Origin of the sequence: Tenacibaculum agarivorans, assembly GCF_001936575.1 — a bacterium.
Taxonomy (GTDB): domain Bacteria; phylum Bacteroidota; class Bacteroidia; order Flavobacteriales; family Flavobacteriaceae; genus Polaribacter; species Polaribacter agarivorans.
Map to the genome: position 1 here is coordinate 54192 of NZ_MSMP01000007.1, position 16963 is coordinate 71154.

General features: G+C 32.9%; 12 protein-coding genes. 2 read left to right on the plus strand and 10 right to left on the minus strand.

The features are described from left to right. Window positions 1-5 precede the first annotated feature (5 nt). The 6 genes from BVC87_RS06790 to BVC87_RS06815 form a co-directional block, all read right to left on the minus strand. On the minus strand, window positions 6-4118 hold the full coding sequence (locus BVC87_RS06790) for a fibronectin type III domain-containing protein (RefSeq protein ID WP_075341609.1): 4113 nt from the start codon (window positions 4116-4118) through the stop codon (window positions 6-8). A gap of 394 nt (window positions 4119-4512) precedes the next feature. Continuing rightward, window positions 4513-7986, minus strand: coding sequence for a reprolysin-like metallopeptidase (locus BVC87_RS06795; protein ID WP_075341610.1), 3474 nt, complete (start codon window positions 7984-7986; stop codon window positions 4513-4515). Window positions 7987-8204: 218 nt separating this feature from the next. Continuing rightward, window positions 8205-8453, minus strand: coding sequence for a hypothetical protein (locus tag BVC87_RS06800; protein ID WP_075341611.1), 249 nt, complete (start codon window positions 8451-8453; stop codon window positions 8205-8207). Further along, window positions 8453-8779 carry a nucleotide pyrophosphohydrolase gene (locus BVC87_RS06805; RefSeq protein ID WP_075341612.1) on the minus strand — a complete coding sequence of 109 codons (327 nt, stop codon included), beginning with the start codon at window positions 8777-8779 and terminating at the stop codon, window positions 8453-8455. Before BVC87_RS06805 ends, BVC87_RS06800 begins: the two co-directional genes overlap by 1 nt. A 62-nt stretch (window positions 8780-8841) precedes the next feature. Beyond that, on the minus strand, window positions 8842-10230 hold the full coding sequence (locus tag BVC87_RS06810) for a glycosyl hydrolase family 8 (protein WP_075341613.1): 1389 nt from the start codon (window positions 10228-10230) through the stop codon (window positions 8842-8844). A 75-nt stretch (window positions 10231-10305) separates the two neighbouring features. Next, window positions 10306-11511, minus strand: coding sequence for an MDR family MFS transporter (locus tag BVC87_RS06815; RefSeq protein WP_075341614.1), 1206 nt, complete (start codon window positions 11509-11511; stop codon window positions 10306-10308). Between the two features lie 286 nt (window positions 11512-11797). Between BVC87_RS06815 and BVC87_RS06820 the strand changes: the two genes are divergently transcribed. Then, window positions 11798-12406 (plus strand): DUF1684 domain-containing protein, encoded by a 609-nt coding sequence (locus BVC87_RS06820; RefSeq protein ID WP_075341615.1) that lies wholly within the window; start codon window positions 11798-11800, stop codon window positions 12404-12406. 240 nt (window positions 12407-12646) lie between these two features. Beyond that, window positions 12647-13441 carry a hypothetical protein gene (locus tag BVC87_RS06825; RefSeq protein ID WP_075341616.1) on the plus strand — a complete coding sequence of 265 codons (795 nt, stop codon included), beginning with the start codon at window positions 12647-12649 and terminating at the stop codon, window positions 13439-13441. Window positions 13442-13511: 70 nt separating this feature from the next. Here the strand turns inward: BVC87_RS06825 and BVC87_RS06830 are convergent, their stop codons facing one another. From BVC87_RS06830 to BVC87_RS06845, 4 genes are all read right to left on the minus strand, one after another. Continuing rightward, window positions 13512-14213 (minus strand): crotonase/enoyl-CoA hydratase family protein, encoded by a 702-nt coding sequence (locus BVC87_RS06830; RefSeq protein WP_075341617.1) that lies wholly within the window; start codon window positions 14211-14213, stop codon window positions 13512-13514. Then, entirely contained in the window at window positions 14210-14584 is a 375-nt protein-coding gene (gene crcB, locus BVC87_RS06835; RefSeq protein WP_075341618.1) for a fluoride efflux transporter CrcB, read from the minus strand. The genes BVC87_RS06830 and crcB overlap by 4 nt, the downstream gene beginning before the upstream one ends. A 167-nt stretch (window positions 14585-14751) precedes the next feature. After that, window positions 14752-15768 (minus strand): SRPBCC family protein, encoded by a 1017-nt coding sequence (locus tag BVC87_RS06840; RefSeq protein WP_083629323.1) that lies wholly within the window; start codon window positions 15766-15768, stop codon window positions 14752-14754. Window positions 15769-15962: 194 nt separating this feature from the next. Then, a complete protein-coding gene (locus BVC87_RS06845) occupies window positions 15963-16940 on the minus strand; it encodes a DoxX family protein (RefSeq protein ID WP_099098838.1) in 978 nt (325 codons plus the stop codon). Window positions 16941-16963 lie beyond the last annotated feature (23 nt).

The following is a 16963-nucleotide window of genomic DNA, read 5'->3' on the forward strand; positions in this document are numbered from 1 at the left end:
TATATTTATCTAACAATAAAACTTTTAGAACTTTTTGTAAACTCATTATCAAAATTAACAATATACATTCCTGGAGTTAACCTTTCTGTACTTATTAACCCGTTTTCTAATGTCCCTTTACTAATTTCTTGTCCGAATACATTATATAAAACATAACCTGTATTTGATAATCCATCAACATTAGACGATAATACTCTTAGCTTATTACCTCTAACCACTGGATTTGGTGCTAAAGTTAAAGATGATAAGATATTTTCATCTTCGTCTCCTATAACATCTATTCTAGAGCTAGATTGTTGTGCTGTTACAAGACTTGTTGTATTACCACAAGTACCTTCATAAATCCTCACATTTGTAAATGTAGAAGTATTTCCAGAACCACCATCATTATCATTAATAAACACTAACCTATCCATAGTACCAGTGTACGAATCTCCTACTCTGATTACATAAGTTTGGGTTCCACCCGCGTAGTTATCAAAATTAGTTACACCGTAATTTTGTGTTCCATGTACCTTAAAGTAATTTCCAGATGACAAATCATTATCATTTTCGAAACCAATACCGTGAATTTCACCTTCTGATGTACTACTGAATTCAAATTCAATCACAGTTTCTGAAGTAACAGTATAATTTAAAGGAATAGATTTCCACGTATTATTTGTTAATGTTAATGAAGCTCCATTAGTACTAACAGAGAAATTACCTGCATTATCTTGATTAGAGAATGAACTTACTGTAAAATCATTAAAATCTAACGCCTCACATCCTGGCTGTGGATTTGTAGAACCACCTCCAGAAGTTAATGAAAGATTATCGATTGCAATATCACTAGACCAGCTTGTTCCTGTTCTACCTACAAAACGTAAACTAACCGTATCTCCTACATAAGCAGCTAAATCTACAGTAACATCATTCCATTGATTCCCTTGATTTCCTGATTCTGTCCATACATTAGTCCAAGTTGTATTATCTGTAGATGCTTGTAATGTTAATGTTCCTACGCTAGTTCCAAACATATGATTACTAAATGAGAAACTTGCAGCCGATACTCCAGAAAGATCAAAACAAGGACTTTGTAAAATAGCTGTTGCATTTGAACCTATTTGACCAGCACTACTATTGTTTGATGCCTCTAAGAACATATAAAAACTACCATTAGCTCCACTAGCTGGACCTGTTCCTGAGGAAGGAGTTCCATTTGCATCTCTTACCCAATTTCCATCATCTCCTGTAGCTTGAGTCCACCCGTCATTAGATTCAAAACTTTCGCTATATGGGAAAGAAGAAACAGTTGAAGAACAAGAGATTGTAGTTCCTGTTGTAGTAACATTAACTGCATTACTAGCAGTAGACTCATTTCCTGCAGCATCTTTAGCTCTAACTGTAAAAGCATAAGCTGTGTTTGCTGATAAACCTGTAACATTAAATGAAGTTGTTGTAGATGTTCCAACTACAGCCCCTCCTTGTAAAATGTCGTACCCAGTTACCCCAACATTATCAGTTGAAGCATTCCAGCTTAATCTTACTGATGTAGCCGTAATATTTGACGCTGATAAACTACCAGGTCTTGTTGGCGCTTGTCTGTCAGCAACTGTATTTGCTGTAAATGTTCCTGTAAACACCCCTCTACCGTAAGTAGAAGCTATAATTCTATTTTCAGTATTATTACCGTTAACATTCCAGTAGTCAAAAGAAGTTACACTAACATCACTCATTCCGTTGTAAGCTTGTGTCCATGATGGCGCTGCACTATCAAAGTTAGAGGTAGACCAAACTCCTAATTGAGTTGCAATAATAGCTTCACTTCTATCTAATGGATTTTGTAAGAAATCTCTTACAGGAATATTAGGTAAATTGCCTTCTTTATTGTCCCAAGTAGCACCACCATCATCTGTAGCCCAAACACTTACTACTCCATAGTTATGCATTGTTACAAAAATATCATTCTCAGTCGCTCCAAATCTTACTGAAGAAACAGATCCTACAAAAGGAGTTGTGATTTGTAAAAAGGTTGCACTTGAATTATTTACGTTAGAAAGTCTTAAAAGTCTTCCATTAGCTAAACCAACAAACCATCTATTAGCCGTAAATGGTGAAGCTCTAAACGCTGTTGGTTTTGCATTCAATAAATCATTTGTTATTGTACCTCTTGAATTAGCCGCTACATTAATACTTAAAATAGCGTTTGTAGCTGGTGTAGTATTCGTTGCTCTTGTACTTGCATTCGACAATAAACGATTTGCATCACTATCAAAATCCATTTGATTTACAAAATCTCCCGTAGTTTGGCTACTAGAAAGCGTAGTTGCACCACCTTGTCTTCTTCCTCTACCATTCCATGGTAAATTAAAACGATATATTACATTATTTACGAAAGTTGCAATCATAAACTGACCATCCTTATCAACAAATGTGTAGAAACCATCTCCATCACTAAGTTCAGTTGAACCATTAATTCCAGCAGCTGCATTTCTAAATGCCTGAGTACCGTTATCTTGAGCACCAGCTGTAAAGATACCTCCAGTGTCACCTCTACCGTCAGGTCCAATCGCAGCTTTCACAAATTGAGTTACATTATACCCTCTGTTTCTTGCATTTATTGTACCTCCTGAATTATTAGAATAATATACACCTCCATCATTTCCAAATAACATTCTAGCAGATGAATTATTTCCAAACGCAATAGCATGTTGATCCGCATGTACATTATTTGGAAGATTCCATTGTGATAACTGAGTCCAAGTTGTACCTCCATTAGCACTTCTAAATAAATCTATTCCTCCTACATATACAATATCATCATTATTTGGGTCTGCTTCTATTACTAAATCATAAAATGCCTGACCTCTTGTGAAATCGTTTGTAGGTATACCTCTATCAGCATCATTTGGTAGATTTAAAGTTCTTACTGTAGCAAAAGAATTTGTAGTTTCAAAAATACGTACTGGTGTTGCATCTGTAGTACCTTGAGCTAACACATAAAATCTATTACGATCTGTAGAAGAAGGTTCTATTTCTACTCTGTTAGACTCCACTAAAGGTGAAGCAGCAGATTCTGTCCAAGTAGCACCATTAGTAGAACTATATACTCTACCCCCAGTTCCAATAGCAGAACCAATAGTTCCCATCCAAAGTCTATTATCTGCATCTACTTCTAAATCATTAGGTATATGATAGTAATCTGTACCGCTAAAATCAAATCTCATATTAGCAGTTTCTATTCTATTCCATGTGTTACCTCCATTTGTAGAACGATATAAACCTGCAGATTGTAAACCTAACCAGTTCGTTGGTGAAGACGAGTCTCCATATACATGCGCCCCAACAGCTACAAATAATTCAGTAGATGTTCCATTATCCCAAGCTAAAACATCATTTACATAATGGATACCTGATAAGAAAATATTATTCGCATTAAAATTGATATCTCCTCCTCCAGCTGCTGGAATATTAACAGCTGTCCATGTAGTTCCTCCATTAGTAGTTCTATACACTCCATTACCAACAACATCTCCCGCTGTATATTGTTCACCTGTACCAACATACCATGTATTTGAGTTTCTTGGATCTACAGTTATAGATGTTACCGATAAATTACCTGGTACATTTTGAACTCTCTGCCATTGTGAGTTGGCATTCGTTATATCATTATTCACCCATAATCCTCCACTTACACCTCCAGCAAATACTCTTCTATTTGAAGCATCATTAGGATCAAACATTATTGCTCTTGTTCTTCCTCCTACATTATTTGGTCCTCTTTCAACCCAAGCATTATTATCATCTCCTGGATTTCTTTTAGCTAATCTTTTAGCCATTAACTCCTCTCTAAGCTTTGTAAGACCTTGATCTTCTAATTTACCTGTTGCAGGGTTAATTGTTAACTCCCACATTTGTTCGAAGTATTTGTTTGGTGGAAGTCCGTTTAGTTTTCTCTTTTTCTTATCCCAAGTTAATGTTTCTGCATAGGGATTGTTTTTTAAAAAGTTTTCGTGAATTTGCCTATCTGTTTCAATCTTCTTTTGGTTGTTAAAAGATTTGAACTCTTTGTAGCCTACAGTAGAAACTAAAGCCAATGACAAACCACCAATTAAAAGTTTTAGATTACTTTTCATTGTAAAGGGTTTAAAATTTGATTAATTCTTAAGGAAATACTTAAAGAAAACTAAATATTTTCTTAAATTTTTACTTACATAATGGCCGAATATACAAAAAGCAACAATGTCTTAACCTTACCCCTTTATTTTTTTAACATATATCAATACTCTATGTTAAATTAAATAATTCTCAACATTACCCCAGTAAAACCAACAACTTTACAACCAAAAACAACTTTATCATTTTTATCAATTTTATCACTAAATAAATTAAACTTTTTCAACCTAAAAACACATATTAACACAATATACACAAAGAAAACACCTTAATACTATACATTGTTTAATTAAAAAAAAGAATAGGCTGCCTATACTATAGACAACCTACCTATTTTAACAAAACGTTAACAATTTATTTCACAATAAATCTCTGTGAGCTACTTTCAATATCATTCTTTAATTTGATGATATAAACTCCAGGACTTAATGTTCTTGTATTTATTAATCCATTTTTTATTGCTCCTTCTTTTAACGTTTGTCCTAAAGAATTTACAATAGCAAACCTTGTGTTTTCTATAGCTTTAGAAGATAAAATTCTTAAAGCAGTTCCTCTCAACACTGGGTTTGGCGCCAATGTTAAAGCAGACAATATATTCTCATCTTCATCCCCCAATACATCTTGCCTTGTACCAAATGCAATTACTGTCCTAGAACTACTCGAACAAGACGTTTCATAAATTTTAACATTAGAGAATGTAGAGTTATTACCAGAACCTCCATCATTATCATTTATAAAAACTAATCTATCCATTGTACCTGTATAAGAATCACCAACAGGAATTACATAAGTCTGAGTTCCGCTGGTATAATTATCAAAATTAGTGACTCCATAATTTTGAGTTCCATATACCTTGAAATATCTTGAAGAAGTTAAATTGTTATCATTTTCAAAACCTACTCCATGAATTTCACCTTCAGATGTACTACTAAATTCAAATTCAATTACAGTATTCGGAGTTACCGTATAGTTAAAATCAATAAACTTCCATGTGTTATTCGTTAACGTTAACGTAGCACCTCCAGAACCAATAGAGAAATTACCTGCTGAATCTTGATTTGAGAACGAACTAATCGTATAATCATTAAAATTTAATGTATCACATCCTGGATCTGGATTCCCAGTACCAGCTGTTAACGAAAGATTATCAATTGCTATATCACTAGACCAGCTTGTTCCAGTAGTTCCTACAAAACGTAAACTTACATTTCCACCAACGTAAGTATTCAAGTTTACAGACACATTATTCCATTGATTTCCTTTACTTCCTGAATCTGTCCAAACATTTATCCAATTTGTACCATTAGTTGAAGCTTGAAGGGCTAATGATCCTACACTCGTTCCAAACATATGATTACTAAATGAGAACGTAGCAGAAGTTACCGCCGTAAGATCAAAACAAGGGCTTTCTAAAATCGCTGTAGCATTAGATCCAATTTGTCCTGTACTACCATTAGTTGAAGCTTCTAAAAACATATAGAAATTACCATCTGTAGCTGAACTTGGTCCAGTACCGTTTGATGGCGTACCATTTGCATCTCTTACCCAGTTTCCGTCATCACCTGCAGCTTGAGTCCATCCATCATTAGCTTCGAAACTCTCACTGTAAGGTAAAGCTTGGCATGATGGCGCACTTGCTGTTGTAAAAGTTACTGATGAACTGTATGCTGAATTTGTATTTGTACTATTACATTTACTACGTACCTGTACCTCATATTGTGTAGATGCTGATAAACCAGTTAACGCAATAGAAGCACTAGTAACATTATTAGTTGTCCATGACGACGTACCAACTTGACGATACCTAACATCATATGTTGCTCCACCTACAGTATTCCAAGAAACCGTAGCACCATTAGTAGACACTGCAGAAGTAGTAACTCCTGTTGGTACTGTAGCAGTACATGAAACAGGACCTGTAATTGTAAAATTACTATTAGAAATATCAAAAAAGATATGATTACTTCCTTTTACCATAATTCTATTTTGTGTTCCTACTGCATTAGGCACTGTTATATTGTGTGAACCGTCATTTGTAACACCACTAGCTAAAACAGTTGTATAGGTATCTCCTCCATCTGTAGACAATAAGATATCTACTGTAGCTGCATTAACTCCATTTCCTGTAGTCCCTGCAACATTCCATGTCACTGTTTCTACACTTCCACTAGCTAAGCTTACTCCTGTATTTGGTGAAGTCACTACAAATGGCCCTGCAGAGGCATTTACGGTTACTCTCATGTCATCACTATCATTTGTTCCTCCTCCAGCTCTGTTATCCCTAACTGTGAGTCTAAAGTTTAAGTTTCTACTTACATTAGGCACCGCTTCCCATCTCCAAGATGTAGCACCTGTTTTTACTGTTTCTAATCTTGGAAAATACCTAGACGTATTTGCTGATGGTGGATAAGATCTGAATGCTACTCCTGAAGTTGCGTTTACACTTGGATTGGTAGTACTTGCATTATTTTCATCAATTTGTTCCCAACAATACGATAACACATCTCCACTATCCGCATCTGTAGCAGAACCTGTTAGCACAAAAGGAGTACCTCTTGGTATTGTATAATTACTACCTGCATTAGCCACTGGAACATTATTCCCCGTGTTTGTATTTGTTTGACAACTTGTTGTTTTAATATAATCTGTAATTTGTTCGATTGTAGCTGCATGAAAATAAGGGTCACTATTTTGCTGTACATCTGTTGAACCTGTAATTCCAGCATACCCCATTATTGTAGATCCACTTCCTGGCTCCATCTGTACATTCGTTCCTTCGTTTCCACCATGTGTCCAAGTATGATTTCCTCCAAATTGATGGCCAATTTCATGAGCTACATAATCCACATCAAATACTTCTCCTTCAGGAATGGAAGTAGCACTAAATCCACTACCTTTTCTACCATTTACACAGACACATCCAATACAACCTGCATTTCCATTATTTGAAGCTCTATGAAATAAATGCCCTATATCATAATTTGCTTCTCCAATTCTATTTGTTAATGTTGTTTGAAGTTGAGAGTTTAAACTACCTGTATAAGGATCGCTATTAGCATTCGTATAAATAACTCTGTCTGTATTAGCAACCACTACCATAGTTACATTAAAATCCGATTCATATAAACCGTTCACTCTTGTCATTGTAGTATTAATAGCTGCCAAGGTTTGCGCTACTGTTCCTCCATGATAAGAACCATATTCTCCTGTTGTAGAAACTGCTATACGATATGTTCTCAAAATACCATCATCTGCATTTCTGTGTGCTGCTGTATGTTTATGTTCTACTTTTTTTGAGCTAGGATCAGTAGTACAATTCATACCACCAATACGCTTCGGTTTATCTGCTCTATTGTATATGGAATATGTTTTCAAATCATTAGAATACGGCTCTATAAAAACAGTAGACTTATCCAATCCTAAGCGCATACTATGTAGTCCCTTTGGAGAAAGACTAAAACGAATTCTATCTGCAGGGTTATCAACACTAACACCAGCATAAGATTTAATTCCAGGATATTTTGCGGCTAAATCTGGATGTAAAACAGAAGCTTCAAAAACACGGAAGTTTTCTAGAACACCTTCTGCATTTGGAAAAGAAATGATTACGTTAGATTTTCTAGCCACACCTCTTTCCGGAGCTACAGATAAAGCACTTTTTAATGCTTCTAAATCTAATTCATAAATTTCTTTACTTGGTAAGTTTTTTGCTTGGGCTGATTTACTAGCTATCGTAGTAAAACCACTTCGTTTCGACCAAAAATTACTGTTTTGAGAAAACACCATCGAACTAGCCAAAAGAATGGCAGGGAGTAGTTTAAATTTCATTTTGAAAGGTTTATTAATGTTTTTGCTAATTTAACAAATCAAATGATTTTTGTTTAATTTTTTAACATTAATATACCTTTTTTATCAAAAACATAACGAATAACCCAATATATACACAAAAAACATCCACCTCTAATAAATAAATTGACTTTTTTATTATTATCAAAAAAAAGCGCTTCAAAATTGAAGCGCTTTTGTATTAATTTGTCTTTTATTTTTTACTGCATTTTCCTATTTGTGATATACATTCCATATCCTACTGATGCTACTATTTTGATTAGCCAAAAACTTACCCATTTTCCATTTGCAAAATGCTTTTGATGTATAGCCTCAAAATCTCTATTGGTAACTGCCTCCCAATTACCAAACATCAGAGAGAATAGTGTAAAAAAAATAAAAAATGGCAATGCTACTTTTAACATATTAATCCAAAATAGTTTTTGTTTAAATTTATCTAGTAATGACATTATTTTAATTTTTCATTGTTATGATGACGATCGTGATCTCGCTTTGTTTTTACATCTAATTTTTTATCAAAAGCTTCTTGTAAGTTAACTCCTGTTTGATTTGCTAAACATAATACTACAAAAACAACATCTGCTAACTCTTCACCTAAATCTTTCTGTTTGTCACTCTCTTTTTCACTTTGTTCACCATACCTACGAGCAATAATTCTCGCTACTTCACCTACCTCTTCTGTTAACTGAGCCATATTGGTCAGTTCATTAAAATAACGTACTCCATGATTTTTAATCCAATCATCTACTTGTTTTTGTGCGTCTTGTATATTCATATGTATTTTAGAAAAGTTTTCTTTTCAAAAATAATATTCTTATCACAAAAAGTAATGCTATTTTATTGCTTTATAAAACGAAAGCTACTATTACTTTCGTCTTTAATAATATAAGTTCCTGAAGAAAGGTTAGAAATATCCATAGTTTCAATTGTTGGATTTTCTATAGTTTTTGTTAAAACTTCTTCACCAGTTATTGAATATACTTTAATATCACTTCCTAGTTCAAAGTTTGTTACATATAAAGTTTCACTTGTAGGATTTGGATATACAACAACTTTCTTTTCATCTTTTTTTACATCTTCTACACTCAAAACTTTTTCTAAAGGATTGAAAAAATTACCTGATAATGTAAACATGTATATTACGCGTAATGTAGTTGCAAAATACTGTGTAGAAGTAACATTTTTATTCGTACTATATGCTCCATTCACTGTATTCTGATCACTAGAATATAATAACGAAGAAGCAAAAGAACCTGTAAATACAGGATCATTATAGTTATGAATTACTGATCCATCTTGATTATAACCTGCTTTTATATTTTGTATTCCTCCTTTAGTACTTATAAAGTTTCCACATTTTTTAAGATAATCTAAAGCTTCTGTTTTTCCATACCAAACATAATCTGTTGCTATTCTCCATGGTGTTCTTGCTGCGTCAAAATAGAACGACTTCCCTGAATTGTACGCCCATCCTACTATATCGGAATAAGAACCGTCTGCTTTACACCAATCAGAAACTAAGCAATCTACAGCATTATTTACTGATAAATTATCACTCATAATATCATATGATTTTTGAGCAACATTATTCCAATACTGTACATCATTTGTAAATTCTCCATATACTCTAAAATAACCAGGAGAAAAATATGAAGGATTTGTATTATTTGAACCTCCCCAAGCATCTCCAGGTTTTAAGACATAAGTATTGGCCTCAACTTCATGTTGTTTCATAATTGCTATTAAATCTTTAGCATCTTTGTGGTAATCTATACCTCCTGTATTACCAAATCTGTATCCTGCTACTATTAACGCAAATGCTGCGTCTAATTCTGCATCCGTAGCTCCATTTTGTCCATTTACAGTGTTACAACCTTCAATTTTCCAGTTCATAACACCATTAGCATTTGTATGACTTAAGTAATATTTCCATAACCCATCAAATAACTCCTTGTCATAAGCAAAAGCTGACAATAACATTCCATAAGCAATTCCTTCTGAAACTGTAAAATTTGGATCATCAAATTTTACTCTAGCTCTACCACCTCCACAACTGGTATCTACAAAAGCATTTTTCCATTGTATGTAAGCATCTTTGAGATCAGCATCTTGTGCATTATTCGGCATAGTACCAAAAGGATAAGTTGCATTAACAAATGCTATGTCCGCATTTTGAGCGAAAAGACAAGTAATTCCTAATAAGAAATATAAGGTTAAGGTTTTCATTTTAGTTTTGGGATTATAATTAATACACTTATAACTCTGTTTTTATGTAAAAATTATACTCCCAAAACTATTTTTTTAGCCTTTGGCAGTTTTAGATTTATTCTTTAAAATCAATAGAAAAACACCACTTAACAAAGATAATCCGAAGATAATATACCACGTATTATCAAAACCTAGTTTATCTACTAAATGCATCCCTGAAAAATGTCCAAAAACATGGGCTAAAGAAAAAGCTATAGCATACCAAGACATATACTGTCCTTGGTTTCCTTTTTTAGATCTTTCCATCGCATATGCATTAGAAAATGGGAACATAATCATTTCTCCTATTGTCATTAAAAACATTCCGACAACAAGAATACCGATCCAATTAGTCATATTCAACACAATAAAACTTAAGGTTACTAAAAGACCTCCCATAAGCATTAAAACGACTTTAGTACGTTTAGAATCTTCTAACCATTTTACTAAAGGCATTTCTAATACAAAAATGATAAACCCGTTAGCTCCTAGAAGTAAACCTATTTCAAGTTCAGAAAGATGATGCGCTTCTTTGTAATATAATGGTATGGTAGAAAAATATTGTAAAAACACTACTCCAAACAATAACATAGCGGCTAAAAATATCCAATATAATTTATCTGAATATACAGAAACAGGATGTTCATTCTTCACTTCATCTAAAACTCTAGTTTTCTTTGGGTTTAACACATTGATCAACAAAATAGTTGCTAAAATACATGTTACTCCATCCACCCAAAATAAACCTTGATACCCTAAAGTAGTAATAATTACACCTCCTAAAGCTGGACCTGCAGAAAACCCTAGATTAATTGCCAAACGAATTAATGTTACTGATCTCGTTTTATTTTCTGGCTTACTATATGAACTTAAAGCTACATACATTGCTGGACGGAAGGTATCTGCTACCATCATTAGTACAAAAATAGCACTACAGAATCCTACCAATGTGGTTACAAACTGTAATAGCACGAAGAGAACACCTGTTAGAAACAAACTAACTAACATCACTTTGTAGTAGCCTATTCTATCTGTTAGGTACCCTCCCAATCTAGACCCTATAACGGATCCTAAACCAAAAAACACCATAATTAATCCTACATCTGATAATGTAAAACCTAAACTTTGAGTTAGGTATAATGATAAAAATGGTATTACCATTGTTCCTGCTCTGTTAATGAGCGTAATTAAAGACAACCACCATACTTCTCTCGAAAGTCCTTTAAAGGTGGCCAGATAATTGTTAATTAACTTTTCCATAATTGTTTGATTTTAGTTGTTATTAAAAATAAAAAGTCCGGCTGGTAAGCCGGACTTTAAGCAATTGTATATTTTTATATCAAAATAAAATTTACACATAAAAAGCCCGACTAAACGATGGTCTAACCACCGACGTCCATTGCTTATATGTACAAATGTTTTTCATTTAATTTCTTAATTATTCTACAAACATATATAAAATATGAATAGGTTGTATATTAAATAATTGTTTATTATTGTTTTAATGTAAATTTGTTGATTATACATTCAATCAAAGTAAATTGAAATGAAAAAAACTATTATTCTTTTATTAATTAGCTCATTATTAACCTGTAATTCTCAAGGCAAGAAAAAGCCACTAGGAAAATCAGATTTCCAACGTGAAATGAATGCTAAGTTTAAAGATGCTTCAACTTCTCCATTAACAAAGAAAGGGTTGAAAAAATTTAAAGGATTGGATTTTTATCCGATTCAAGAAAAATTTAAAGTGAGCGCAAAACTTACTAAAACTCCTAAAGGAAAGATCTTCAATTTTCCAACTACAACCTCAAGAATTGCAAAATATAAACAATACGGCATAGTTAATTTCACCATAGATGGAAAGGAATTTAAGCTAGATATTTATAAAGACCCTAATCCTAAGTTAGCCTATACCAATCATTTGTTTCTTCCTTTTTTTGATGAAACTAGCGGAAAAACATCTTATGCTGGTGGTCGATTTATTGATGTATTAACTACAGATGAACAAAAAGATGGTACTATTATTATAGATTTTAATAAAGCTTATAATCCTTATTGTGCCTATAGTGATCGTTATTCTTGCCCAATTACACCTAGAGACAACTTTATAGCCATAGCTATTGAAGCTGGTGTTATGGCTTATAAAAAGGAGTAAAAGGATTAACCTTTAAGAAGATGTTACTTTTCTGTATACAACCTTTCATTTTACTGTTAAGCAACTTCTCTTTAAAAACCACTTCCGCTTCGATCTAAAAACCTATTTAACAAAACATAAACTTCAAATTATTCATAAAAAACACCTCTTCGTTTTCTTAATACTTATTTAATTCTAAAAGAATTTTGTACTCATATTTCAAGACTAGTTTTATGGTTTTTAACCTTAATAATTTCAATCATGAAAAAAATCGCAAAACTTTTAGCTTTAACTATCTTTTCGGGTGCTTTTATCATAAGCTGTACTACTGAAAATAACTCTTCTGAAACTATTGGTTTAGAAGCACAACAAGAACATATTTTTTCTGGTAAAAAAACAATCAATAATCATACTTTAGTTTATAAAGTAACCGCAGAAAATGAGTTTAATTTTACGGCAACTGTTCAAATTGATCATTTAGAGCTACAGGCTGTTATAAATTACAAAAATCAATCTATTGATTTTGATGGGAAAGACGCAGTATTAACTCTACATCAAAAAGAGACATTATTAGATTTAGGAGCAGAAATATCTAGTTATTTATTCAAAGGGGAAGAGTCTACAGACAAATTTTCTATGGCAGAGTATACTTTATTACGCTTATTAGAGTATTGGGCAAAATCTCCTGTAGGATTTCCTCATAAAAAAAGAAGTGTAACTTCTGAAGTAGACCCTAAACAAGCTTTAAAAAGTAGAGATGAAGGTATTACTTGTATTAGAAAGAACACTTATGTTACTGCTGAATATGATGATGACCGTGGAAATATTCGTGAATCTATTTTAGTAAATGGTAATGATTGTATCGGTAGATGTGGATCTGGATGCGGATCTTTTTTTACAATTGCTAGCGCATGGACTAAAGATTGTTTAGATCATGATAGATGCGGTAGAGTAAATGGAAGTAGTTTTAATCCTTTTGATAGCGAATGTGGTGACGAATATAGAGAAGCTGCTGATGATTATTTATTTGGGGTAATCAGAGGTTGTAGAGGATAAAAAATTTAAATATAAACGGGCGTAGTCTATTAGATTTACTACGCTCGTTTACAATATTTATTCTTTCTATTTATGCATTAAAGGATAGTTCTTCTGAAATATCTTGCTCAATAGCTTTTTCTAAACTAGCTAATAACTCTTTACGTACTTTAAGCTTTGTGTTTTTGTGCGCTGTTTTATTAATCTTACCGAATAATTGCGCTACTTTAACAGCAGTATTTAATACATATTTTTGAGGTACAACTTTATCTAAAAATCCAGCTTGAACAGCATCTTCTGGTGAATACATCTCTGCATTATTTACACTTCTTTCAAAAAATACGGGAGCTAATTTTCCTTTAGCTATTTCAATTCCTGCATTGTGCATAGTCATCCCAATCATCACTTCATTTAATCCAATTTTAAATTCTCCTTCAGCGCCCAATCTATAATCAGCTGATAATAATAAAAATGCGCCTTTTGCTACTGCATGACCTCCACAAGCCATTATTACTGGATAAGGAAATGATAATAAGCGTAATGAAAGTTTAGATCCTTTCGTTACTAATTCTTTTGCTGCCTCAGCAGATTGTGTCATTACTTTTAAATCATAACCACCAGATAAAATTCCATCTTGACCTGTAATAATTACCACTCTTTCCTCTTGCTCAGCTTTATCTAAACAAGCATTTAACTCCTCAATAACCTCATGTGAAATTGCGTTTACCTTTCCATTTGTAATTTTAATAAGTGCATAATTTTCTTCTGCATTATACTGTACTACATTACTCATATTATATATTTTACTAAATAAATTCCTAAAAAAACTGCAATAAAGCCTACTATAAAACTTGCTATAGTATATAATCCAAATGAAACAAAATCTCCTGACTTTAAGAACACATGATTCTCATGGGCAAATGTTGAAAACGTTGTGAATCCTCCACAAAATCCTGTTGCCAATAATAAAATATGGTTTTCAGATATCGCTTCATTTTTAGCTGCTAACCCTAAGATAAATCCAATACATAAACTTCCTAAAATATTCGCTAAAAATGTACCTACAGGAATTGAAGATGATGGAGTATTGAAAGTTTTACCTAATAAAAAACGTAAAACACTTCCAAAACCTCCTCCAATAAAAACTAAAAGTAATTGTTTCATTTACCCACGAAAATAAGAAAACCTCACAGTATTTGTGAAGTTTTCTTTATTTATATTCTTTTGTCTTCGATAAACTCAGACACCACCGCGATAGACTCCGACTCAGCAACGCTTTGGCAGACTCAGGTAACTCTTTAGTAAGCTTAAGCCACTAAAATTATATAAAGTTACTCTACCAAATAATAAATATCAGTTTGAATATCTTGCTCTTTTACTTTTGCAGGATCGTTTACATACATTTCATATAAAGGATACTTAGTGCTTAGTTTATTTTCTGCAATGTAATTTCCTATTTTTGTATGTGCTTCATAATCTCCAACTCCATAAGCTCCACACTTTGTAACCGAAACATACTTACCTCCTGCTACTTTTATTTTATCCATTCCTTCTCCCGCTTTGATATCTTTAGTTAGGAATAAGCCTATATGAAATTCTGCTTCATTATTTTTTTCATCCCATTTATAATACAAAGCTCCTGGAACAAAATCTCCTTCTCCTAATCCTGATTGCGCTGCATAAGCCCCTACTTTAGGCATAGTTTCTTCGAAGGTTTTCTGCATAGCATCCATGTCTATTTTCATTTTAAAGGGAAAGCCTATAAATGACTTTTCTTCATTTTCTACTACTTTAATTTTTCCTATGCTATAAGGATCCGGAGTTGATGTGATCACTCCATCTAGATTATCTAATCCTTTTTCTATCATAGGTCCTAACATGCCGTCCCAACCTCCAGAAAGTGCTGAGAAAATTTTGAAGAAAAACGGAGCTTTATCATCCTTCATTGTCCAAGTAATTTTTGTCCCACCTTCTGCTTTTTCAAAATCCCATAAAATTTCACTAGGCTCATTATCTCCAAATGTCATCTCTTGCTGGATAGATTTATTAGGTTCTACAGCTACTGTTTTCATTGCACCTGGCCCATCTTTACTCGTCCAGCTATCACTTGCTCCTACCCCAACAGTTTTATCTCCATAAGTTACTACAATTGTAGAGTCTTCATCATGCCAAGGCCCCCATTTCTCCCACGTTTTTAAATCGTTTACCGTATTAAACACTTTAGTTATAGGTTGTTTTATGACTTTAGATCGTGCTACATTATAATCAGAAGGCTGCATCGTTACATACAATAGCCCAATAAGCAATAATACCAATAAGAATAAAAGGGTATATTTTATGAATTTCATAGTTAAATAGATTAATTGTTAGATTTTAAATATAGGAAATATATTGAAAATGAAGTGGGAAGTGGGAAGTGGGAAGTGGGAAGTGGGAAGTTAAATGTTTTTATGTTTTCTCTTAAATACAAAAAAGACGAAAAACTTTCGTCTTTCGTCTTTCGTCTTTTCTTTATAATCTTTTACTTTTGATCTTTATCGAACTATAACTCTACATCCTCAGCATCCGTCCAGTTCCACTTTCCTACAATAGTTCCTTTTTGAACCGTTACGATTCCTGGATTTGCTCTGATTACAGTTTTTATAGCAGTACCATCGCAACTTCCAAATGTATATGGTAAGTTATATTTTTCTTTAAATGCTTTTAATGCATCATCATCATACATAATACCATCTGCTGTCAACACGTAAATTTCGTATCCTTTGCTTTTAGCATCAGCTGCAACTTTAGAAACTAAAGGGATTCCTTCTTCGTCTGCTTTATCAATTGTATTAATTAAAATCAACATTGCCTTATCTTTAGCTAACATCTCTTCTAATTTATCTCCTTCATCAGTATCAATCATAAAATCATGAATTGGAGGCACTTCTCCATCTCCTTGATACTTCATACCTTCTGCAATATTTGTTCCTACTGAATATGCTCTAAAATCAATTATTGGCAAATGGTTCAATACGTGAAATACGATTAATAGTGAAACGAATATTGAAGCATAGGTTGTAATCGATGCGATCTTTTTTGATGGAATTGCTTTTATATATTTTAAACCAGCAATTAGTATTCCTATAATACCAATAAAGATTACATTTTTATAAAAGGTTTGCTTCGGTGTAATTTTAATTGCATCTCCAAAACAACCACAATCTGTAACTTTATTATAGGTATAAGAATACCATGTTAGGAACAAGAACACCAAGGTTATTGCAAACAAACTCCAAACCGTAAATTTAGGCTTATACCCTACTAAAAGCATGATACCTAAAACGGTTTCTGCAACCACTAAAAGTATAGCAAAAACCATAGCCATAGGCGTTAAAAACTCTAGATCTAAAACTGCTTCACTAAAATATTCTTCCAATTTAAACTTAGTTCCCATTGGGTCTACTAACTTTACAAAACCAGAATAAATAAATAACAGTCCAACAATAACTCTTGAAACGTGGGTAAGTATTTTTAACATAATAATTGGGATTTTATGGTAAT

Coding starts and splice junctions, on each gene's coding strand:
- BVC87_RS06790 (WP_075341609.1), bottom strand. CDS start 4,118: ATGAAAAGTAATCTAAAACTTTTAATTGGTGGTTTGTCATTGGCTTTA.
- BVC87_RS06795 (WP_075341610.1), bottom strand. CDS start 7,986: ATGAAATTTAAACTACTCCCTGCCATTCTTTTGGCTAGTTCGATGGTG.
- BVC87_RS06800 (WP_075341611.1), bottom strand. CDS start 8,453: ATGTCATTACTAGATAAATTTAAACAAAAACTATTTTGGATTAATATG.
- BVC87_RS06805 (WP_075341612.1), bottom strand. CDS start 8,779: ATGAATATACAAGACGCACAAAAACAAGTAGATGATTGGATTAAAAAT.
- BVC87_RS06810 (WP_075341613.1), bottom strand. CDS start 10,230: ATGAAAACCTTAACCTTATATTTCTTATTAGGAATTACTTGTCTTTTC.
- BVC87_RS06815 (WP_075341614.1), bottom strand. CDS start 11,511: ATGGAAAAGTTAATTAACAATTATCTGGCCACCTTTAAAGGACTTTCG.
- BVC87_RS06820 (WP_075341615.1), top strand. CDS start 11,798: ATGAAAAAAACTATTATTCTTTTATTAATTAGCTCATTATTAACCTGT.
- BVC87_RS06825 (WP_075341616.1), top strand. CDS start 12,647: ATGAAAAAAATCGCAAAACTTTTAGCTTTAACTATCTTTTCGGGTGCT.
- BVC87_RS06830 (WP_075341617.1), bottom strand. CDS start 14,213: ATGAGTAATGTAGTACAGTATAATGCAGAAGAAAATTATGCACTTATT.
- crcB (WP_075341618.1), bottom strand. CDS start 14,584: ATGAAACAATTACTTTTAGTTTTTATTGGAGGAGGTTTTGGAAGTGTT.
- BVC87_RS06840 (WP_083629323.1), bottom strand. CDS start 15,768: ATGAAATTCATAAAATATACCCTTTTATTCTTATTGGTATTATTGCTT.
- BVC87_RS06845 (WP_099098838.1), bottom strand. CDS start 16,940: ATGTTAAAAATACTTACCCACGTTTCAAGAGTTATTGTTGGACTGTTA.